The sequence below is a fragment of the Paenibacillus sp. Marseille-P2973 genome, assembly GCF_018101095.1.
Classification (GTDB): Bacteria; Bacillota; Bacilli; order Paenibacillales; family Paenibacillaceae; genus Fontibacillus; species Fontibacillus vini.
In genome coordinates this window covers 421,925-438,264 of sequence record NZ_JAGQEH010000001.1, presented here as the reverse complement: position 1 = coordinate 438,264, position 16,340 = coordinate 421,925, and the positions used below count along the sequence as shown (strand labels likewise).

At 47.2% G+C, this 16,340-nt stretch carries 16 protein-coding genes; 13 read left to right on the top strand and 3 right to left on the bottom strand.

The genetic code is table 11. From position 1 onward, the window contains the following. Window positions 1–137: 137 nt before the first annotated feature. From KB559_RS02050 to KB559_RS02035, 4 genes are all read left to right on the top strand, one after another. Entirely contained in the window at window positions 138–3,374 is a 3,237-nt protein-coding gene (locus KB559_RS02050; protein WP_211019917.1) for a glycosyl hydrolase, read from the top strand. A 190-nt stretch (window positions 3,375–3,564) separates the two neighbouring features. Next, complete coding sequence (locus tag KB559_RS02045; protein ID WP_211019916.1) at window positions 3,565–4,524, top strand: ABC transporter permease; 960 nt, start codon at window positions 3,565–3,567, stop codon at window positions 4,522–4,524. A gap of 27 nt (window positions 4,525–4,551) precedes the next feature. After that, window positions 4,552–5,481, top strand: coding sequence for a carbohydrate ABC transporter permease (locus tag KB559_RS02040; RefSeq protein WP_211019915.1), 930 nt, complete (start codon window positions 4,552–4,554; stop codon window positions 5,479–5,481). A gap of 104 nt (window positions 5,482–5,585) precedes the next feature. Then, a complete protein-coding gene (locus KB559_RS02035) occupies window positions 5,586–7,289 on the top strand; it encodes an ABC transporter substrate-binding protein (RefSeq protein ID WP_211019914.1) in 1,704 nt (567 codons plus the stop codon). Window positions 7,290–7,368: 79 nt separating this feature from the next. Here KB559_RS02035 and KB559_RS02030 read toward each other — a convergent pair whose 3' ends face one another. The 3 genes from KB559_RS02030 to KB559_RS02020 form a co-directional block, all read right to left on the bottom strand. Further along, window positions 7,369–7,932 (bottom strand): DUF2812 domain-containing protein, encoded by a 564-nt coding sequence (locus KB559_RS02030; protein WP_211019913.1) that lies wholly within the window; start codon window positions 7,930–7,932, stop codon window positions 7,369–7,371. Beyond that, complete coding sequence (locus KB559_RS02025; RefSeq protein ID WP_211019912.1) at window positions 7,929–8,249, bottom strand: PadR family transcriptional regulator; 321 nt, start codon at window positions 8,247–8,249, stop codon at window positions 7,929–7,931. The genes KB559_RS02030 and KB559_RS02025 overlap by 4 nt, the downstream gene beginning before the upstream one ends. A gap of 185 nt (window positions 8,250–8,434) precedes the next feature. Continuing rightward, window positions 8,435–9,433 (bottom strand): hypothetical protein, encoded by a 999-nt coding sequence (locus tag KB559_RS02020; RefSeq protein WP_211019911.1) that lies wholly within the window; start codon window positions 9,431–9,433, stop codon window positions 8,435–8,437. Window positions 9,434–9,591: 158 nt separating this feature from the next. On the opposite strand from KB559_RS02020, the gene KB559_RS02015 reads away from it, so the two are divergent. From KB559_RS02015 to KB559_RS01975, 9 genes are all read left to right on the top strand, one after another. Further along, complete coding sequence (locus KB559_RS02015) at window positions 9,592–9,825, top strand: hypothetical protein (RefSeq protein WP_211019910.1); 234 nt, start codon at window positions 9,592–9,594, stop codon at window positions 9,823–9,825. A 102-nt stretch (window positions 9,826–9,927) separates the two neighbouring features. Continuing rightward, on the top strand, window positions 9,928–10,350 hold the full coding sequence (locus KB559_RS02010) for a hypothetical protein (protein WP_211019909.1): 423 nt from the start codon (window positions 9,928–9,930) through the stop codon (window positions 10,348–10,350). A gap of 92 nt (window positions 10,351–10,442) precedes the next feature. Continuing rightward, window positions 10,443–11,240 carry a helix-turn-helix transcriptional regulator gene (locus KB559_RS02005; RefSeq protein ID WP_211019908.1) on the top strand — a complete coding sequence of 266 codons (798 nt, stop codon included), beginning with the start codon at window positions 10,443–10,445 and terminating at the stop codon, window positions 11,238–11,240. A 100-nt stretch (window positions 11,241–11,340) separates the two neighbouring features. Beyond that, window positions 11,341–12,360, top strand: coding sequence for a S66 family peptidase (locus KB559_RS02000; RefSeq protein ID WP_211019907.1), 1,020 nt, complete (start codon window positions 11,341–11,343; stop codon window positions 12,358–12,360). Window positions 12,361–12,884: 524 nt separating this feature from the next. Further along, window positions 12,885–13,364 carry a GNAT family N-acetyltransferase gene (locus KB559_RS01995; protein WP_211019906.1) on the top strand — a complete coding sequence of 160 codons (480 nt, stop codon included), beginning with the start codon at window positions 12,885–12,887 and terminating at the stop codon, window positions 13,362–13,364. Between the two features lie 18 nt (window positions 13,365–13,382). Continuing rightward, entirely contained in the window at window positions 13,383–13,901 is a 519-nt protein-coding gene (locus tag KB559_RS01990; RefSeq protein WP_211019905.1) for a phage tail protein, read from the top strand. A 20-nt stretch (window positions 13,902–13,921) separates the two neighbouring features. Continuing rightward, window positions 13,922–14,416 (top strand): phage tail protein, encoded by a 495-nt coding sequence (locus KB559_RS01985; RefSeq protein ID WP_211019904.1) that lies wholly within the window; start codon window positions 13,922–13,924, stop codon window positions 14,414–14,416. 10 nt (window positions 14,417–14,426) lie between these two features. Beyond that, window positions 14,427–14,948, top strand: a complete 522-nt coding sequence (locus KB559_RS01980) for a phage tail protein (protein WP_211019903.1) — start codon at window positions 14,427–14,429, stop codon at window positions 14,946–14,948. Window positions 14,949–15,049: 101 nt separating this feature from the next. Further along, the coding region (locus KB559_RS01975) for a DNRLRE domain-containing protein (protein ID WP_211019902.1) at window positions 15,050–16,340 on the top strand (1,291 nt) is incomplete at its 3' end.

Below are 16,340 nucleotides of genomic sequence, written 5' to 3'. Positions count from 1 at the left end.
TCTGAAATCACTGTAGATTGTGAATTGAAAATGTATGAATTAATGATATGTTTCTATTTCTTTGTATCCTTTAAAGTTGGGTTTGAAAGCGTTTTATAATGGTTTCCAAATCATGCTGAGAAGTTGGGAGGAGCTTAATGACTACGCAGATAGTTAGAAGGATTTCAGTTATTTTATGTGTCGCTTTGCTGTTGTCTATGATGGGAACGTTGGATTCGGTTCGATTGTTAGCAGTTGCTTCTTCTGAGGTGCCGGATGTTAATATCACGCCGCCGCCCGCAGATCCCCTGAGTGTCACTACAGTCACGTATGCCGATGCTCAGTTGGAAGGGTACGGCATTGAGAAGCGCGGTCCAGTTGGTGAAGATAGTGATCCTTTGTATGACGGGGAAGGTTATATTTCATATTTTTTCGGTGAAGATGAAAGCGCTTCAGAACCGGCGGGCAACGCGACATTTCCGGTGAACGTTGCTGAAGCGGGTCTGTATAAGCTAAGTATCGGCTACTACATTCCTGAAGGTTACGGGGATAAGGTAACAAGTATCCAGATCAATGGAGCGGGCGCCGGAGAATTGACGCTGGAGTCACCTTCGCCCGGAACTGTGCGGGCTGAAAAGCTGGCCAGCAAAGTGCTCCTTAACGCCGGCAGCAATACCATCAAAATTATGCGCGGTTGGGGATATTATGGTATTGAACATATCAAGATTGAACCGGCCAATTCACCCGCATCAGGCAGCATGCTTGAGGCAGAGGACGGAATAATGACCGGGGATGTATCGATAGGCACCTCTGGTGAAGGGTACTCCGGGGAAGGGTACGCAGCGTTCCAGCAATCGGGGTCGCTTAAACTGATCTACAAGGCATCTTCGGCAGGCATGTATGATATCGTTATCGGCTATAGCTCTCCGAACGGCGACAAGAAGACGAGCATGGTGATTAACGGGGAAACCTCGGAGGTTACTTTCGCCGAGACCAAGGAATTCATCGAAGTCTCCGCCGGCAAAGCTCTTCTGAATGAGGGTGATAACACCATTGAATTTTTGCCGAACTGGGGGTGGTACAACATTGACTACGTCAAGTTGACGCCAACCGCTAAACCGGAGGGGCATGATGTGACAGGTACATTGAACAATCCGGAGTCATCGCCGGAGACCAGATCGCTGATGAACTACTTACTCAGCCAGTACGGGCGGAATATCATTTCCGGACAGCAGACGCTTGAGGATGTGGAGTGGATTAATCAACAGACCGGAAAATACCCGGCGATATTCTCCACGGACTTGATCGATTACTCTCCATCTCGTGTTGAAAACGGAGCTACCTCTACAGAGACTGAGAAGATGATTGAATGGTACAAACGCGGCGGGATCGTTGCTTTGTGCTGGCATTGGAATGCGCCGAAGGGAATCGGCGGTAATGAGCCGGGTTACGAATGGTGGAGAGGGTTCTATACCGAGTTTACGACCTTTGATGTTGAATATGCGCTCAGTAATCCGGAATCGGAGGATTACGGGCTGCTGATCCGGGATATCGATTCCATCGCAGCTCAGTTGAAGCGGTTGAAAGATAACAACGTACCGGTGTTATGGAGACCTCTGCATGAAGCGGAGGGAGGCTGGTTTTGGTGGGGCGCCAAAGGTCCTGAACCTACGAAACAGCTCTACAGGCTGATGTACGATCGGTTGACCAACCATCATAAATTAAACAATCTGATCTGGGTATGGAACTCCGAAAATAAGGATTGGTATCCGGGCGACGATGTAGTAGACATCGTAAGTGTGGATATCTATAATCCGGCAGGGGATTACAATCCGAGCATTGCAAAATATGAGGGGCTTGTCTCCTTGGTAAATGATAAGAAGATGGTTGGTTTAGCCGAGAATGGTCCGATACCGGATCCGGATTTGCTGCAGGCATATGGCGCAGACTGGAGCTTTTTCAGTACTTGGACCGGCGACTTTATCAGAGATGGTAAAACGAATACGTTGGAACATTTGCAAAAGGTATATCACCACGATAACGTTATTACGCTCGACGAGCTTCCGAGTGATTTGTACTCCAAAGATAATGGAGAAAGTGGAGGAAATGGGGGTAATACAGGCAATACAGGCAACACAGGTAATACAGGCAATGCTGGAAATACAGGCGTTTCGGGGAAACCTGAAAATATAGGAAGCATAGGAGATACCGGCAACCAGGGGATTCAGCGTGTCGAGGTGGATGGCTCGAAGCTTACCCAAGCGCTCGACAGATTAAAGGAGCAACCCGCGGAGTTGCAAGTTTTTGAAATTGAAGTAAAAGGCGGCGATACGGCTGAGGTCATCATTCCGGCAGGATCTCTCGCCGAGGCGGCACGCCGTATGCCTAATGCGACGATCCTGATAAAGTCGGATTCCTTTACTTACAGCCTTCCGGTCAAGCTCATCGATGTTGATTCAGTAACGAAACAGTTAGGCACTGAGGTTGCAAAAACATCAATATCCGTCAAAATCAAAAGGGATTCGGAAATCCATATGGATATCCTCAATAAGGCAAAGTCCTCGAATGCCCAGTTGGCTGGTGATGTGTTCGAGTTTAGCATTACGGCTGAGTCCGGTAACGGATCTGTAGAAATCAACAGCTTCGGAAACACCTATGTAACCCGAACGATTACGATCCCGCCGGCGGCCGGGGACAATCTGACGGCGGTGTCGATTGATCCGGTAACCAAGGAAATGTCGTTTGTACCGGCGGTATTTGCAACACGGAACGGAAAGACCGTCGTGACGATCAAGCATAACCAAAACGGTCGCTATACCGTGGTCAAGCTGAACCGAACGTTCGCCGATCTTGAAGGGCACTGGGCGAAGGGCGATATCGAGCTAATGTCCAACAAACTGGTGATTAACGGGACAGGTGACGGGACATTTGTACCGGACCAATCGATCACGCGCGCCGAATTCGCTGTGCTCATCAGCAGAGCACTCGGCCTGCCTACTGAATCTGTAACTGGAGACTTCTCCGATGTTTCGGAAACGGACTGGTATGCTGGAGCGGTCCAAGCCGCGAGTGAAATGGGAATCATCCAAGGTTTGGGAGATGGCACTTTTCAACCGAATGCTCTAATAACTCGTGAGCAGGCGGCTGCAATGATACTTCGTGCGGCGGCTATTTCAGGTAAGGCCCCGGCAGCAACAGGCATTACGTTGGAACAATTCAGCGACAGTTCATCCGTTAGTTCCTGGGCGACACATAGCATTAAACAAGCGGTAGTTTCGGGACTAATTCAAGGAGAAACCGCAGACCGATTTGCACCGAAAAGTAAGGTGAACCGTGCCCAAACAGCCGTTATCCTTAAACGTTTGCTGGTTTATATGAACTTCATGAATGCTTGAGTCACCGATCCCCCCCTGTACGGCATCTACATGCTGCCGACAGGGGGGATTTTAATTTCCCCTTGTTTTGCAAACGATGATAGTTTCAGAAAACACTGTGGATTTTGGAATGAATTTGTGCGAAATCCAAGATATATTTCTCTCTTAATAATTGCTATAGGATTAGAAATGAGAGGAGGGAAACAAACAGATGAAAGCGATAACAGTAGAGAACCAAACTAGCGGCGGATTGAGTAAAAAATCGCAGAGATGGAAAGTGTTCAAAAATCAGAGATTCCTTTATATGATGTCGATTCCTTTCGTAATCTGGGTATTCATTTTTCAATATTTACCGCTCTGGGGATGGACGATGGCATTTCAAAACTATAAACCCGGTAAAGGTTTTTTTAGTCAGAAATGGGTTGGACTCGAGCATTTTCAAACCTTGTTTAAGGACGACCACTTCTACCTTGTGCTTAGAAATACGTTAGCAATGAGCTTTATGGGACTTGTGGCCGGTTTAGTATTCCCGATACTGTTCGCATTGTTGCTAAATGAAGTGAGAGTGCAGGTTTTGAAGCGGTTTGTGCAGACGGTCTCGTATTTGCCGCACTTTGTATCCTGGGTTGTAGCGGCGGGGATCGTAACCAAAATGCTGTCTACGGATGGCGGTGTGGTGAACAGCGTGCTGATGGGCTTGCATCTTATCGATCAACCGATTCAATTTATGTCGAAGGGTCATATGTTTTGGGGGATCGTAACCGGAGCCGACGTATGGAAGGAGACAGGCTGGAACGCCATCATATATTTGGCCGCCATTTCGGGCATCGGGCCTGAACTCTATGAAGCTGCCAGGGTCGATGGAGCAAGCCGGCTCAAACAAATCTGGCATATTACGCTTCCGGGCATCCGTCCGACAATCATCGTACTGTTGATTATGTCCATCGGCCATTTGATCGGAATCGGATTTGAGAAGCAGTTCTTGCTTGGCAACCATTTGGTGAGCGACTATTCCGAGGTACTCGATTTATATGCGTTAAATTACGGATTATCCATGGGACGATATTCCTTTGGTACAGCGATCAGTATCTTCAATTCAGTCATCAGCGTAATTTTGTTGTTTGTAGCGAATGGGATGTTCAAAAAATTCGCAAACGAAAGCATCATGTAAAAGCATCGTGCAAGGAGGGATTTTGATATGGAGGCAGCCGAATCGGCCACATCCGCCAAAAGAATGAGATTTGCATCCAAGTCTCCTCAAGACTGGATATTCGATTTCATCGTATACCTGCTCATCGGGATCATTACTATTTTAACGCTATATCCGTTCCTGAATGTGCTTGCCATTTCGTTCAATGATTCCGTAGATACGGTTCGGGGCGGCATTACGATATATCCGAGAGAATTCACTCTGGAAAATTACAAGGTAATCTTCAGCTACAGCGGGTTGATCACCGGCTTCAAGATTTCAGTGCTCCGTACGTTAGTCGGCACGCTGGCCGGCCTGATCAGCGGCTCGATGGTGGCCTATACGCTGGCTCGGATAGATTTTCAAGGAAGACGCTTTATCTCGACGTTCCTGGCCATCACGATGTATGTCTCCGGCGGGTTGATTCCGGGATTTATTCTCATCAAGGACTTGAACTTGATCAATACGTTCGCGGTGTATATTTTGCCGGGGCTCGTAAGCGCATTCAACATTTTCGTTATCCGTTCGTTTATCGACGGGATTCCCTACGCGCTTCAGGAATCGGCCAAGCTGGATGGAGCTAACGACTTTACGATTTACTGGCGGGTCATTCTCCCCCTTTGCAAGCCTGCGCTCGCAACGGTTGCGTTGTTTCTCGCCGTCGGGCAATGGAATTCATGGTTCGATACGTATCTGTTTAACGGTTCCAACGAGAAGTTGACGACCTTGCAGTATGAGCTGATGAAAGTCTTGCAGAGCACGATGACGAATGCCAACAACGTACGGGGTGAAAATATGTCGCAGCTCATGGCGCAAGTTTCTCCCGATTCAGTAAAAATGGCGATCACCATCGTGGCGACGGTCCCTATTCTGATCGTCTATCCTTTCTTGCAGAAGTATTTTGTTAAAGGGATGACGCTTGGAGCTGTAAAGAGCTAAATTACAGAATGCATTGGTAAAAACTGTCGAGTTCTGAGGTTCGGTATGTCCAGGTAAGCCTGTACTATACATGATATTATTAAACAGGGGAGTGTAATGTCATTATGAAGAAGCAAGTAAAGAGAACGGCAGCCTCGTTACTGACGGCGGGCCTGCTGCTGAGTATGCTCGCAGGCTGCGGCGGGAACAATGCTGCGAACGGGGGAGACCCGGCGAAGTCGACGAATTCGGGCGGTAACGGATCAAGTCCTGTTACGCTAACTTATTTTTCCGAGGATGCGAGTTCCAACTGGAATGACATGCAGGATCGAATCGGCAAAGTACTTACGGAGAAAACAGGCGTCGTATTGGATGCCGAGTTTGCAGTAGGAGATCCCGTGCAGAAGGTATCGATCATGGCGGCGACCGGAGAGGTTCCCGATCTCATCGCAGCCAAGGCGGATCTTGGCAAGCTGGTGGATGTAGGCGCGGTTATGGACTTGACCGATTTGATTGAGGAGCATGCTCCGAATATCAAAAAAATGCTGGGCGACAAAATCGTTCGCGCTAAATATAGTCTGGACGACCAGTCCATCTATGCGATTCCGACATGGTCTTCCATCGACGAGCGGAAATTCAAAGCTGAATATGGATTCCAGCTCCAGCATCGCGTTGTAAAAGAAGCGGGTTATCCGGAAATTCGCACGTTGGAAGATTACGAGAAGGTAATCAAGGATTATTTGGCTAAGCATCCGACGGATGAAAATGGAAACAAAAACATCGGTTTGACGCTTAATGCGGATGACTGGCATATGTATCAGGTGACGAATATGGGCTTCTTTACAACTGGCGCGCCGGATGACGGCGAATATTACGTCGACCAAGAAACCTTTGATGTGACTTACCATTTCCGCCGTCCGGAGGAGCGTGAATATTTCCGTTGGCTGAACCATATGAACGCCAGCGGTTTGCTGGATAATGAGAGCTTTGTTCAAAAGACCGACCAATTTAAAGCTAAAGTTGCTTCCGGACGGGTACTCGGCCTGATCGATCCGGCTTGGGATTATGGCGAGGCGCAGCAGGCTCTGAAGTCTGCCGGCAAATTTGATCAGACGTATGGTCACTATCCGGTTACAGTATCCAAAGAGTACAAAGACGCGAGTTTCTGGCCGGCTGGTTTTGACGGAGGATACGGTATTGCGATTTCCAGCAAATGCAAGGATCCTGTAGCGGCAATTAAATTCCTGGACTACCTGGCTTCGGAAGAAGGACAAATCCTCATGAACTGGGGTGTCGAAGGCGAAGACTACGTTGTTGAGGATGGAAAAAGAGTCGTTCCGAAAGATGTACAAGAGAAAATGGACAACGAAGGCAATGCTTATATGAAGGAATCGGGTCTCGGCTTGTACTGGAACCTCTCGGTCCATTACGGTGACGGAATCAAGGATTCCACCGGTAACTATTTTACGAAGAGCAACAGCGAATCCCTTACTGCTTCTTACAGCGCGCCTGAAAAAGAAGCTTTGGCAGCTTACAAGATCGAACACTGGAAAGACCTGTTCCCGAGTGAGGAAGAGTTTCCGGAAAGAAAGGCAGGCGCAGTTTACAATATCGCATTGCCGAGCGACAGCAAGGCAACGATTCTTATGGCCAAAATGAAGGACATCACCTGGAAACGGGTTCCGGAAGCCATCATGGCGAAACCGGAAGAGTTTGATAAAATCTGGGACGCTTATATGGCGGATTTGGATAAAGCGGGCGTGAAAGAGATGGAAGAAGCTTACGGCAAATTCGTCAAAGACCGTGTCAAACTCTGGAGCGGCAAATAGAATATACGCAACATAGTCGCAAAATAGCTGGAGGCAATAGACTCCAGCTATTTTGTTTGCGCTTAGTAATTATAGTTCCTTATTCTCGAATCCGACGTTCCTTGAGTAAAGCTTTTAAAGATTTTCGCACAGGTCGAGTCACTAAAGGAAACAAGGCTGCAACGATAGTGAATATGATGCCATATCCAAGAAACGGCTGGAAGAAGCCGGATGTATGGGTCGCAAAAAAACTAACTGCCTGCCCAAAATAGACGACTGCGAGAATCGCCAGCACTAAGGTCAATACCGAGCTTAGGGTGGTTATTCTTTTGTAATGGATGATCCTTGAATCGATATCCGAAAATAAATCGAAGTTGCCTTCCGACGCTTTCCGTCGAAAATACACCCAGCGTAAATAGGAGCCGACATGCTCGATGCCCATATCTTCTAAAAATGAAATATAGGCAATGCTTTCCGCATGGGAAGGAAGATTATTGAGTAGCTCAAGCCGATAGATATATTCGCCTGGGGTTCCTTCTTCAAAAACGTATTTGCAAAAGCCGACGTCGGTCAGAATCATGCCTTTTGCCGCCATTTGATTAAGCCATTGCTCCTCTTTCTCAAACGCCCCGATGCTAAATACCTTATGAACGGTATGCTTCATAAATCCGCCCTCCCTATAATTTTGGCTCCGTTTTCGATCAATTCCTTCAGCCGCGAGTATTCGTTTTGAACGACTTGCTTCCCGGCCGCCGTAATTACGTATTCCTTCTTCCTGGAATTGGTTTCTCCGGGTAAAGACTGAATCCATCCGCGTTCCAAAAGGGTACTCAACGCCCCGTAAAGCGTTCCCGCCGCCAACGTCAGCCGGTCGCCGCTTAGTTTGGATACGTTCTGCATAATTCCATAACCATGCATGGGCTCATAGAGGGACAGGAGGATGTAATAAACCGCTTCGGTGAGTGCCGTGCTTTCTGGCATAAACCCCACTCCTTTATTATATCGTCGACCGATATATCTGTTTACGATATATTATATCGGATGCCGATATAATTGCAAGGGGCAAAAACACATCAAAAAAGCAGACCACCCAACTACGTTGAGCGGTCTGCTGATTGCTTCGGTTGTTACTGCCAAGATTGCAACGGATTCGAGACTTCAATCCATCAAGGCGCGGTATACCGCCCGTAACTGATTTCCAGTTCTTCGAGGTTCCCCTCGTTTTCCGCCAGGAAAAAGGTATTGAGTCCTTCAGATCCCCACCAGGATAAGCCGAGCAGGAGACCTTGCCTGGTTTCAGCGGCGAAGAGCAGCGGAAACATGTCAGGCGACACCTCGCCGCCGTCATCCACACGCCAGACGGAATAGTCGTCCTCGGCAATGGCAGGATAATCCTGAAATAAGAAGTCGTCTCCGGTAAACAAGACGATGCTGAATAGCCGGTCCTTAGCCTTATTTTCAAATTTAACGAGATATAGTTTTTGATCTGATCCGATGTCGGCTAGACTCCACATATCGGTTACGCCCCGGTCTTTCATGAGGGAGATGTTATCCTTGAGCGTTTCCTCCGTTTCAAGCTCCTTATCTGTCATTGTCTGCTCGGGGGAAGAAATTTTAATCAATGATTTCAGGTCAAAGTCCTGCTCATTCACCACATAGTAGGTCTCGTTGCCAGCAGCCTTTCCGTTGATTACATCGAAAATATAACCCTCCAGGTGGGCGAAATTGTTGGCGGTGTCCCGGCCGTTGCTTTGCTCGCTGCCTTTTTGCCATTTCACAAATTTTACACTGTAAGTTTTTCCGCCTTCACCGATTATTTTTCCGTAATCCGGCATGGAAGTGTCCAGGCCGGCATTCTGCCCCGTCACGATGATTTGGCTGCCGTCCGAATTCGTAAACCCGAACAAAGTGCTTAATTTGTCTATGTCCGCGAGATGTTGCTCTCCTTCAGGGTGTTCGCCAGGTGTATTAGTCTCGGCGATTGCATTTGTGTTCGTATCAAAATTCGCATCCGCACCGGTTCCGTTATCTACTGACTGCGTTTCCGCCGGAGGCTTTATATTCTGATCTTTCTGGACGCCCGAGTCGTCAGACTTGTCAGAACAGCCTATGAGCAGTGATGCCAGCAGGGATGTGAGCAAGATCGCCAAAATCCATTTTTTCATATTCAGGTTATCTCCTCTCCGATCTATATAGATTAAACGCTCTTGAAGAGAAATTTATCACTAATATTGTTTTAAATTCTGAAATCCTAGTATAATATTCCTAGAATTCTCGCAGCTGGGTTGAAAATCGAAAGATTAATGAAACGTAAGGAGACATCATGGGAAACTATCGGATTTGTGATTTTTGCGGTAATTTATATGAAAGATCGGAGAGCCGGATGTGCCAAAGCTGCGAAACGACCTACAAGAAAATACGCAGTATCGTTGAGGCCCGGCCGGACACGATCGTATTGGACATTTCCAACCAAACCGGAATCAGCGTCAGCAGAATCCTCTCTTTTGTGAAAAACGGCTATTTTAGCATGAGAGAAGGAACAATAGAAGTTAAGTAAACGATGGAACGAATCCGTGGTTGTCTATATAATTATAGGCAATTCCGGATTTATTTTTTTGGGATCGCAAAATGATAGTCTTAAGGAGGTTAGGAGCTTATCATGAGAAAACCGATTATCGGGTTGCTTCTATTAGTTTGCATGGCTTTTGGGCTTGGAGGATGCTTCAATCCAGGGGGATCTTCAGAGGAATTTGCTGTTGTAGTCAAGGAGATGGATGCGCAAAATCCACAGTTTTCTTTCGGAAACGGCGAAGAGGCCTACAGAATGGGTTATAACAAAAAAGACATGCCCGTTTTCGTGGATACCGATAAAGCTTTTAAACAGTTTACCAAAGACTACAAAGATGCGATCGACGCGGTTGAACAGCAGTTTGATCTTTCATCTATCAGTAAGACCAACTGGAAGCCTTATTTCACCTATGGCTGGCAGTTGATCACCGATGACGAGGCCCTGAGGAAGCAAGCGTCCGAGATCTCGGCATTCTTCGATTATTACGAGAACAGTTTCAAGAAAAGCTATTAAATTCACATCGCAACCTGTAGTTGACACATTGCCAGCCTTACTTGATAGCCGAAAATAGGTCGTTATTATAAGATGTGCGTGAGGTGATGACGATGAACTTTGCGGAAAAACTGCAAAGCTACAGAAAACAAAAGGGAATGTCCCAGGAAAATTTGGCGGAGGTAATTGGTGTATCCAGGCAAGCCGTATCCAAGTGGGAATCGGGGCAGTCGTATCCTGAGATGGATAAGATGATCGCATTAAGTGAACTTTTTCACGTAACGATAGATCATCTGGTCAAGGATATTCCGGGTGTTGTCGAGGAAACCCCATCCCAGGTCCCGGGAATTGTCCCGGCAGGTTGGCGTCCTTATTTTCATTTTGAGTACAAAAGTAAAGCAAAGTTATTCGGAATCCCGCTCGTTCATATTCATTTAGGACGCGGTATTAAAGTCGCCAAGGGAATCATTGCTGTCGGCAATATTTCAATTGGGGCCTTGTCGATTGGAATCCTTGCGCTGGGCGGCCTGAGTATCGGGGTGCTTGCCGGGGGCCTTATCAGTCTGGCGGCGCTGGCAATTGGCTTGCTGCTGGGAGTTGGGGGAGTCGCGACCGGCCTTCTGGCCATCGGCGGGCTTGCGCTAGGAATTCTGACGATTGGCGGTTTGTCGATCGGTATGTTCTCATTAGGCGGCGGCGCCATCGCTTCGCACATCGCTATAGGAGGATATGCGAGCGGGCACATTGCCATTGGCGATACGGTAAACGGAGCCTACACGCTTGTCGTTCAGGATCAAGATTTCAGCAGTATCCGGGCCGAGCAGGTGAGGCAGTTAATCAACCAGGAATATCCGCATTTATGGAAGCCGTTGGCTGAGCGGATTATCGATTTTTTTAGCAGCGCGAACTGACCATTCTGTACTATTTTCCGGCACCCACTACCTGATATATCCCTTGTAGTGTATTATTTGTAGAAATAACTTTCATGAAAAGAACAGGATGGTGATTGAAATGATTCGATATCCTATTTTAAGAGAAGGAGCAACAACAATCGGGGTAACAGCACCTTCTTCCGGAGTGGAAGAGAACCTGCATGATTTAGTCAACCGTGCCTGTGATCGGCTTAAGTTAAGAGGCTACAGCGTGGTTTGCGGCGAAACGGTGTGGACCCAGCATAAGGCCAAATCAGCGCCAGCTGAAACTCGTGCCAAGGAATTCAACGAAATGATGCAAGATGAAAACATCGACCTGATTATTCCTCCCTGGGGCGGAGAATTGTTAATCGAAATTTTGGAATATATCGATTTTGAACACTTGAAAAGCAAGTGGATTTTGGGTTATTCGGATCTCAGTGTGCTGCTGCTGGCCGTCACTCTGAAAACGGGTCTCGCTACGGCGCATGGAACGAATCTGATCGACTTAAGGGGCGAGTACAGCGATGATACGACTGCTATGTGGCAATCGGTATTATCAACTAAGCCAGGGGAATCTATCGAACAGCATTCATCGCCGCTATATCAAAAAGAATGGAACCACGAAGCCGAGTCCCCGTTTGTTTTCCATTTAACGGAGCAAACTTGCTGGAAGGTTGCATCGGGATCGGGTGCAAAATTACAAGGCCGCCTGCTGGGAGGCTGTATCGATATGATCCGGCATTTGATCGGTACCCCTTTTGGGGACGTGCGGCATTTTCAAAGTGCTCATATCCATAATGAACCGGTCATTTGGTACCTGGAAAACTGCGAAATGTCAACCACGGACATACGCAGATCACTGGTTCAGATGAAACTCGCCGGGTGGTTCGATCATTGTTCCGGGATTATGTTCGGCAGAAGCGGCGTAAATCGGCCTGTTGAAAATTATACTTTAGAAGATATATATGAGGAGTTGTCCCGGGAATTAGGAATTCCGGTGATTTATGATATCGATTGCGGCCATGTTCCCCCGCAGGTTACGTTTATAAACGGTGCATATGCCGAGGTTGAGGTTAATGAAGGAAAAGGGACGGTTAAACAGTGTTTTAGACCTTAAATACTCGGCCAGGGGGATGAAATGAAACTAGATTCTTTTCGCAGGAAGGCGGTTTTCGTCTCGATCTTAGCAATGGCCTGTATATCCATAGCAAGTTGTACTAAATCGGATCCTTATGTCATTTTCGCGGAAACGAACGCTCTTACCGACGAAACGCGAACGTCTCTTGAGCAAAGACTTGGCGACAATGAGATTGAGTTCAGAACAGATGAGCTTGGTAATGTTCATATAAAGAAGTCGGATATCAATAAAGCTGTAATGTGCTGCAGCTAATACCTCGGATATATCCATTATTAAAGTTGAGAAAAAAGTAGGGCCAGGCGTTATATGTCTGGCCCTATTTGCGTTCCAGAGGCATGGGTTGTTAGCACCATTGACAAAACTAATTATTTTTATGAATTAAGGAAGGAATATCCAAATAAATGTAGAATTACTAACGTAAAATAGTGATTTTTGTCGTAGACAGGAAATTTATCAATTCAAGTCAGCAAACGGCTAATCCAAATCCATACGAAAGGCTTAGTATGATAGAAACAAGACTGGCAGGGATCGAAGACGAATTGTTCTTATACCACTTGTATGCTTCGACGAGAAGAGACGAGATTTTGCTATGGGGCTGGGAAGAGACGCAGATTGAGCAGTTTCTGGATATGCAGTGGAGGTTGCAAAAGGGTTCGTACTTGCTGCAATATCCCGATGCGGAGCAATTCATTATCTCTTACGAAGGAAAGCCGGCTGGGCGTATTATCCTTAATCGGACAACGGGTGTAATCAGCTTGGTTGATATTTCAATGCTTCCAGGCTTTCGAAGCCGTGGAATTGGAGAATCGCTGATCAGGCAGCTGCAGCAGGCGGCTATAGCGAAATCACAAACAATTGAGCTTCAAGTTATGTCAAATAACCGTGCCCGGCGGCTTTATGAAAGGCTGGGCTTTAAGCTAACCGGTAGTTCGGATGACCTGTACTTGAAAATGAGTTGGTATCCGTATCCATCCGGACAATGAGGGAGAGGGGATTTGGAAATGAGTGAGCCCTATATTGGAGAAATCCGCATGTTTGCGGGGAACTTTGCGCCTGCCGGTTGGGCCTTTTGTGACGGAAGTCTGTTATCCATTAGCGAATATGACCTCTTGTTTATGCTTTTGGGCACAACCTACGGAGGTGACGGACGGAATACTTTCGCTCTCCCTGATTTAAGAGGGCGAATTCCTCTGCATACCGGTCAAAATCCTGTTACAAGAACCTTGTATGCGCTAGGACAGCTTGGAGGCTCTGAAACGGCTACTTTAACTACCGGACAACTTCCTGCTCATACGCATATGGTTTCCGCAAATGCTGGAGCCAGTGAGTCGGTTAGCCCGCAAAATAACGTTTGGGGATCAAGCAACGCAAGGCCCTATGTGGTCGGCGAACCGAACGGAACCATGAATCCAGCCGGGATTACTCCTTCCGGCGGAAATCAGGCGCATGACAATGTGATGCCGATTTTAACGACCACCTTTATTATCTCATTATTTGGTGTTTATCCGATGCAGGGTTAAAAATTTTGAGGAGGATTATTATGTCTGAACCTTTCCTAGGTGAAATTCGCTCGTTTTCTTTCGGGATTGTCCCTAAAGGCTGGGCCGCATGCAATGGACAGACTCTCCCGATTCATCAGAACCAGGCTTTATATTCCTTACTGGGTACCATTTACGGCGGTGACGGGGTTACTACGTTTGCCCTGCCGGATCTTAGAGGTAGAGTGCCCGTTCACCCGGGCAATGGTGTACAGCTTGGACAATCCGCAGGCGAAGAGCATCATACATTAACGGTCCAAGAAATGCCTCAACATACGCATTTCGTATTCGGAGCTGGTACTTCGTCCTCAAACAAAGCGGCGAATAATGTTTGGGGGACTGCCCCCTCGTCTATGTATGCGGCTGAGGCAACTACACAAATGAGCTCTAACGCTCTATCCACGACGGGACAAAGCCAGCCTCATAACAATATGCAGCCTTATAATGTGTTGTCTTTTTGTATTGCCATTAACGGAATTTACCCGTCAAGGAATTAGGAGGAGCAGCATGGACCAGTTTCTTGGAGAAATTCGTTTGTTTGCCGGAAATTTTGAGCCTAAAGGCTGGGCGTTTTGTAACGGTCAATTGCTCCCGCTTACCCGATATACGGCTTTGTTCTCCCTGTTGGGGACGCAATACGGAGGTGACGGAAAAACCACCTTTGCCCTTCCGAATTTCCAGGGCCGGGCTCCGATTCACCAGGGACGAGGTCCCGGATTGCGCGATTACAGGGTTGGTGAACCGGCAGGTTCAGCTGCCGTCACGCTGCTGGAAACTCAAATTCCTTCACATTCGCATGTTCCGAACAGCCAATCCGTATCTAATGGAGTCGCTACCCCCACAGGGGCGATCTGGACTAACTCTGCCGGATTAAGCGGGCAAAAAATCTACGGAACTGCTCCGGATACGCCCATGAGTCCAAGAGCAATTCAACCACAAGGCGGCACCCAGCCGCACAATAATAGACAGCCGTATCTTGGACTTAATTTTATTATTGCACTGGAGGGGATTTTCCCTCCCAGATCGTAATCTGATTTATATTCTATTTTCAACTCACTGACCTGACTTCTATAAGGATTTCAGGTCATTTTACTTTTAAACTATTATTTAAATATGGGGGGATATCTTTTATGTACAGAAAGACATTATCCGTTGTCCTGGCGGTATTACTGCTTGCCGGAGTCGTATCTCCGGCGCTGCTAAGTACAACGGCACATGCCTCTACGAGAAATTTGGAAGTGGAAGCGGATCTTCTTGCCGTAGGGAATAGTTATGTCGGGACGGATGACACTGCCCAACAATTATATGTGGGCACAACAGATCCTTTTGGTCCAGTAGAACCTGCTAGAGCAGCCCTTCGTTTTAACCTCGGGTCGATCCCAGGAACAGTTACTAAATACGAGCTTCAGCTTACTTTAGTAGCGGACGTTGATCCTCTTAATGGGAATGAATTTTACATCGATGTTTGGGGTTCTCCCAATAACACGATGATGGATGACGATCTGGTATTTCCCACCTTTCAACTGGATGGACCCCCTGTACATGTAAATTACAACGAGATTCCAAATCCCGGGGAAGATCAGAAACTGTCCATAGACGTAACCTCTATTGTTAATGTACAGACAGACGCAAACGATCGGAATGTTACTTTTGTGCTGACAGGGAATGAGTCCTTAACTGATACTGTGAAAATGATGATTTACTCTAAAGAAATAGACAATGCCTACAAGCGTCCGCAGCTGATTGTTACCTATGAGGAAAATCAGCCTCCGACGGGCTCGGTTGAAATCGCTGGAGGGATGCTTTATACCAATACAACCAGTGTGAATTTGAATTTGACGAACAGTGATCCCAACGGTGATTCTGTTGAAATGAGATTATCTAACGATGGGGTCGATTGGTCGGACTGGGAGGCGGCTGCAGCAACGAGATCTTGGACGCTGACCACCGGAGACGGACTTAAAACAGTCTATTATCAGCTTCGCGACAGCTCGAATGCAGAATCCGTGATCTATCAAGACTCCATAACGCTGGATACCATTCCTCCTATAATAACGGGGGTTACCCAAGGCGGATTGTATAATACCGACATCACAATAACGTCCGATGAAGGGACAGCTACATTAAATGGTATACCGTTTGTTTTGGGCGGTAAAGTAAGTACGGACGGTAATTATACGCTTGTGGTCAGGGATTCGGCCGGCAATATAACGACGGTATCTTTTACTGTTGATAAAACACCTCCAGCCGTTTCCGGTGTCGTGAACGGGGTGAGTTATAATACGGATCGAACGATTACGTTTACAGAGGGGAATGCTCTGTTAAACGACCAGCCGTATACTTCGGGCACTACGATAAGTGCAGAAGGCAGCTACACGCTTGTCGTGAGTGATGCCGCCGGCAATGCGACGACTGTTAGCT

What these genes read in the sequence shown, in the direction of transcription:
- KB559_RS02010 (WP_211019909.1), top strand. Translation starts at nt 9,928, where the DNA reads ATGAGAAAACCGATTATCGGGTTGCTTCTATTAGTTTGCATGGCTTTT.
- KB559_RS02015 (WP_211019910.1), top strand. Translation starts at nt 9,592, where the DNA reads ATGGGAAACTATCGGATTTGTGATTTTTGCGGTAATTTATATGAAAGA.
- KB559_RS02005 (WP_211019908.1), top strand. Translation starts at nt 10,443, where the DNA reads ATGAACTTTGCGGAAAAACTGCAAAGCTACAGAAAACAAAAGGGAATG.
- KB559_RS01980 (WP_211019903.1), top strand. Translation starts at nt 14,427, where the DNA reads ATGGACCAGTTTCTTGGAGAAATTCGTTTGTTTGCCGGAAATTTTGAG.
- KB559_RS02035 (WP_211019914.1), top strand. Translation starts at nt 5,586, where the DNA reads ATGAAGAAGCAAGTAAAGAGAACGGCAGCCTCGTTACTGACGGCGGGC.
- KB559_RS02045 (WP_211019916.1), top strand. Translation starts at nt 3,565, where the DNA reads ATGAAAGCGATAACAGTAGAGAACCAAACTAGCGGCGGATTGAGTAAA.
- KB559_RS02030 (WP_211019913.1), bottom strand. Translation starts at nt 7,932, where the DNA reads ATGAAGCATACCGTTCATAAGGTATTTAGCATCGGGGCGTTTGAGAAA.
- KB559_RS02000 (WP_211019907.1), top strand. Translation starts at nt 11,341, where the DNA reads ATGATTCGATATCCTATTTTAAGAGAAGGAGCAACAACAATCGGGGTA.
- KB559_RS01985 (WP_211019904.1), top strand. Translation starts at nt 13,922, where the DNA reads ATGTCTGAACCTTTCCTAGGTGAAATTCGCTCGTTTTCTTTCGGGATT.
- KB559_RS02020 (WP_211019911.1), bottom strand. Translation starts at nt 9,433, where the DNA reads ATGAAAAAATGGATTTTGGCGATCTTGCTCACATCCCTGCTGGCATCA.
- KB559_RS02025 (WP_211019912.1), bottom strand. Translation starts at nt 8,249, where the DNA reads ATGCCAGAAAGCACGGCACTCACCGAAGCGGTTTATTACATCCTCCTG.
- KB559_RS02040 (WP_211019915.1), top strand. Translation starts at nt 4,552, where the DNA reads ATGGAGGCAGCCGAATCGGCCACATCCGCCAAAAGAATGAGATTTGCA.
- KB559_RS02050 (WP_211019917.1), top strand. Translation starts at nt 138, where the DNA reads ATGACTACGCAGATAGTTAGAAGGATTTCAGTTATTTTATGTGTCGCT.
- KB559_RS01995 (WP_211019906.1), top strand. Translation starts at nt 12,885, where the DNA reads ATGATAGAAACAAGACTGGCAGGGATCGAAGACGAATTGTTCTTATAC.
- KB559_RS01990 (WP_211019905.1), top strand. Translation starts at nt 13,383, where the DNA reads ATGAGTGAGCCCTATATTGGAGAAATCCGCATGTTTGCGGGGAACTTT.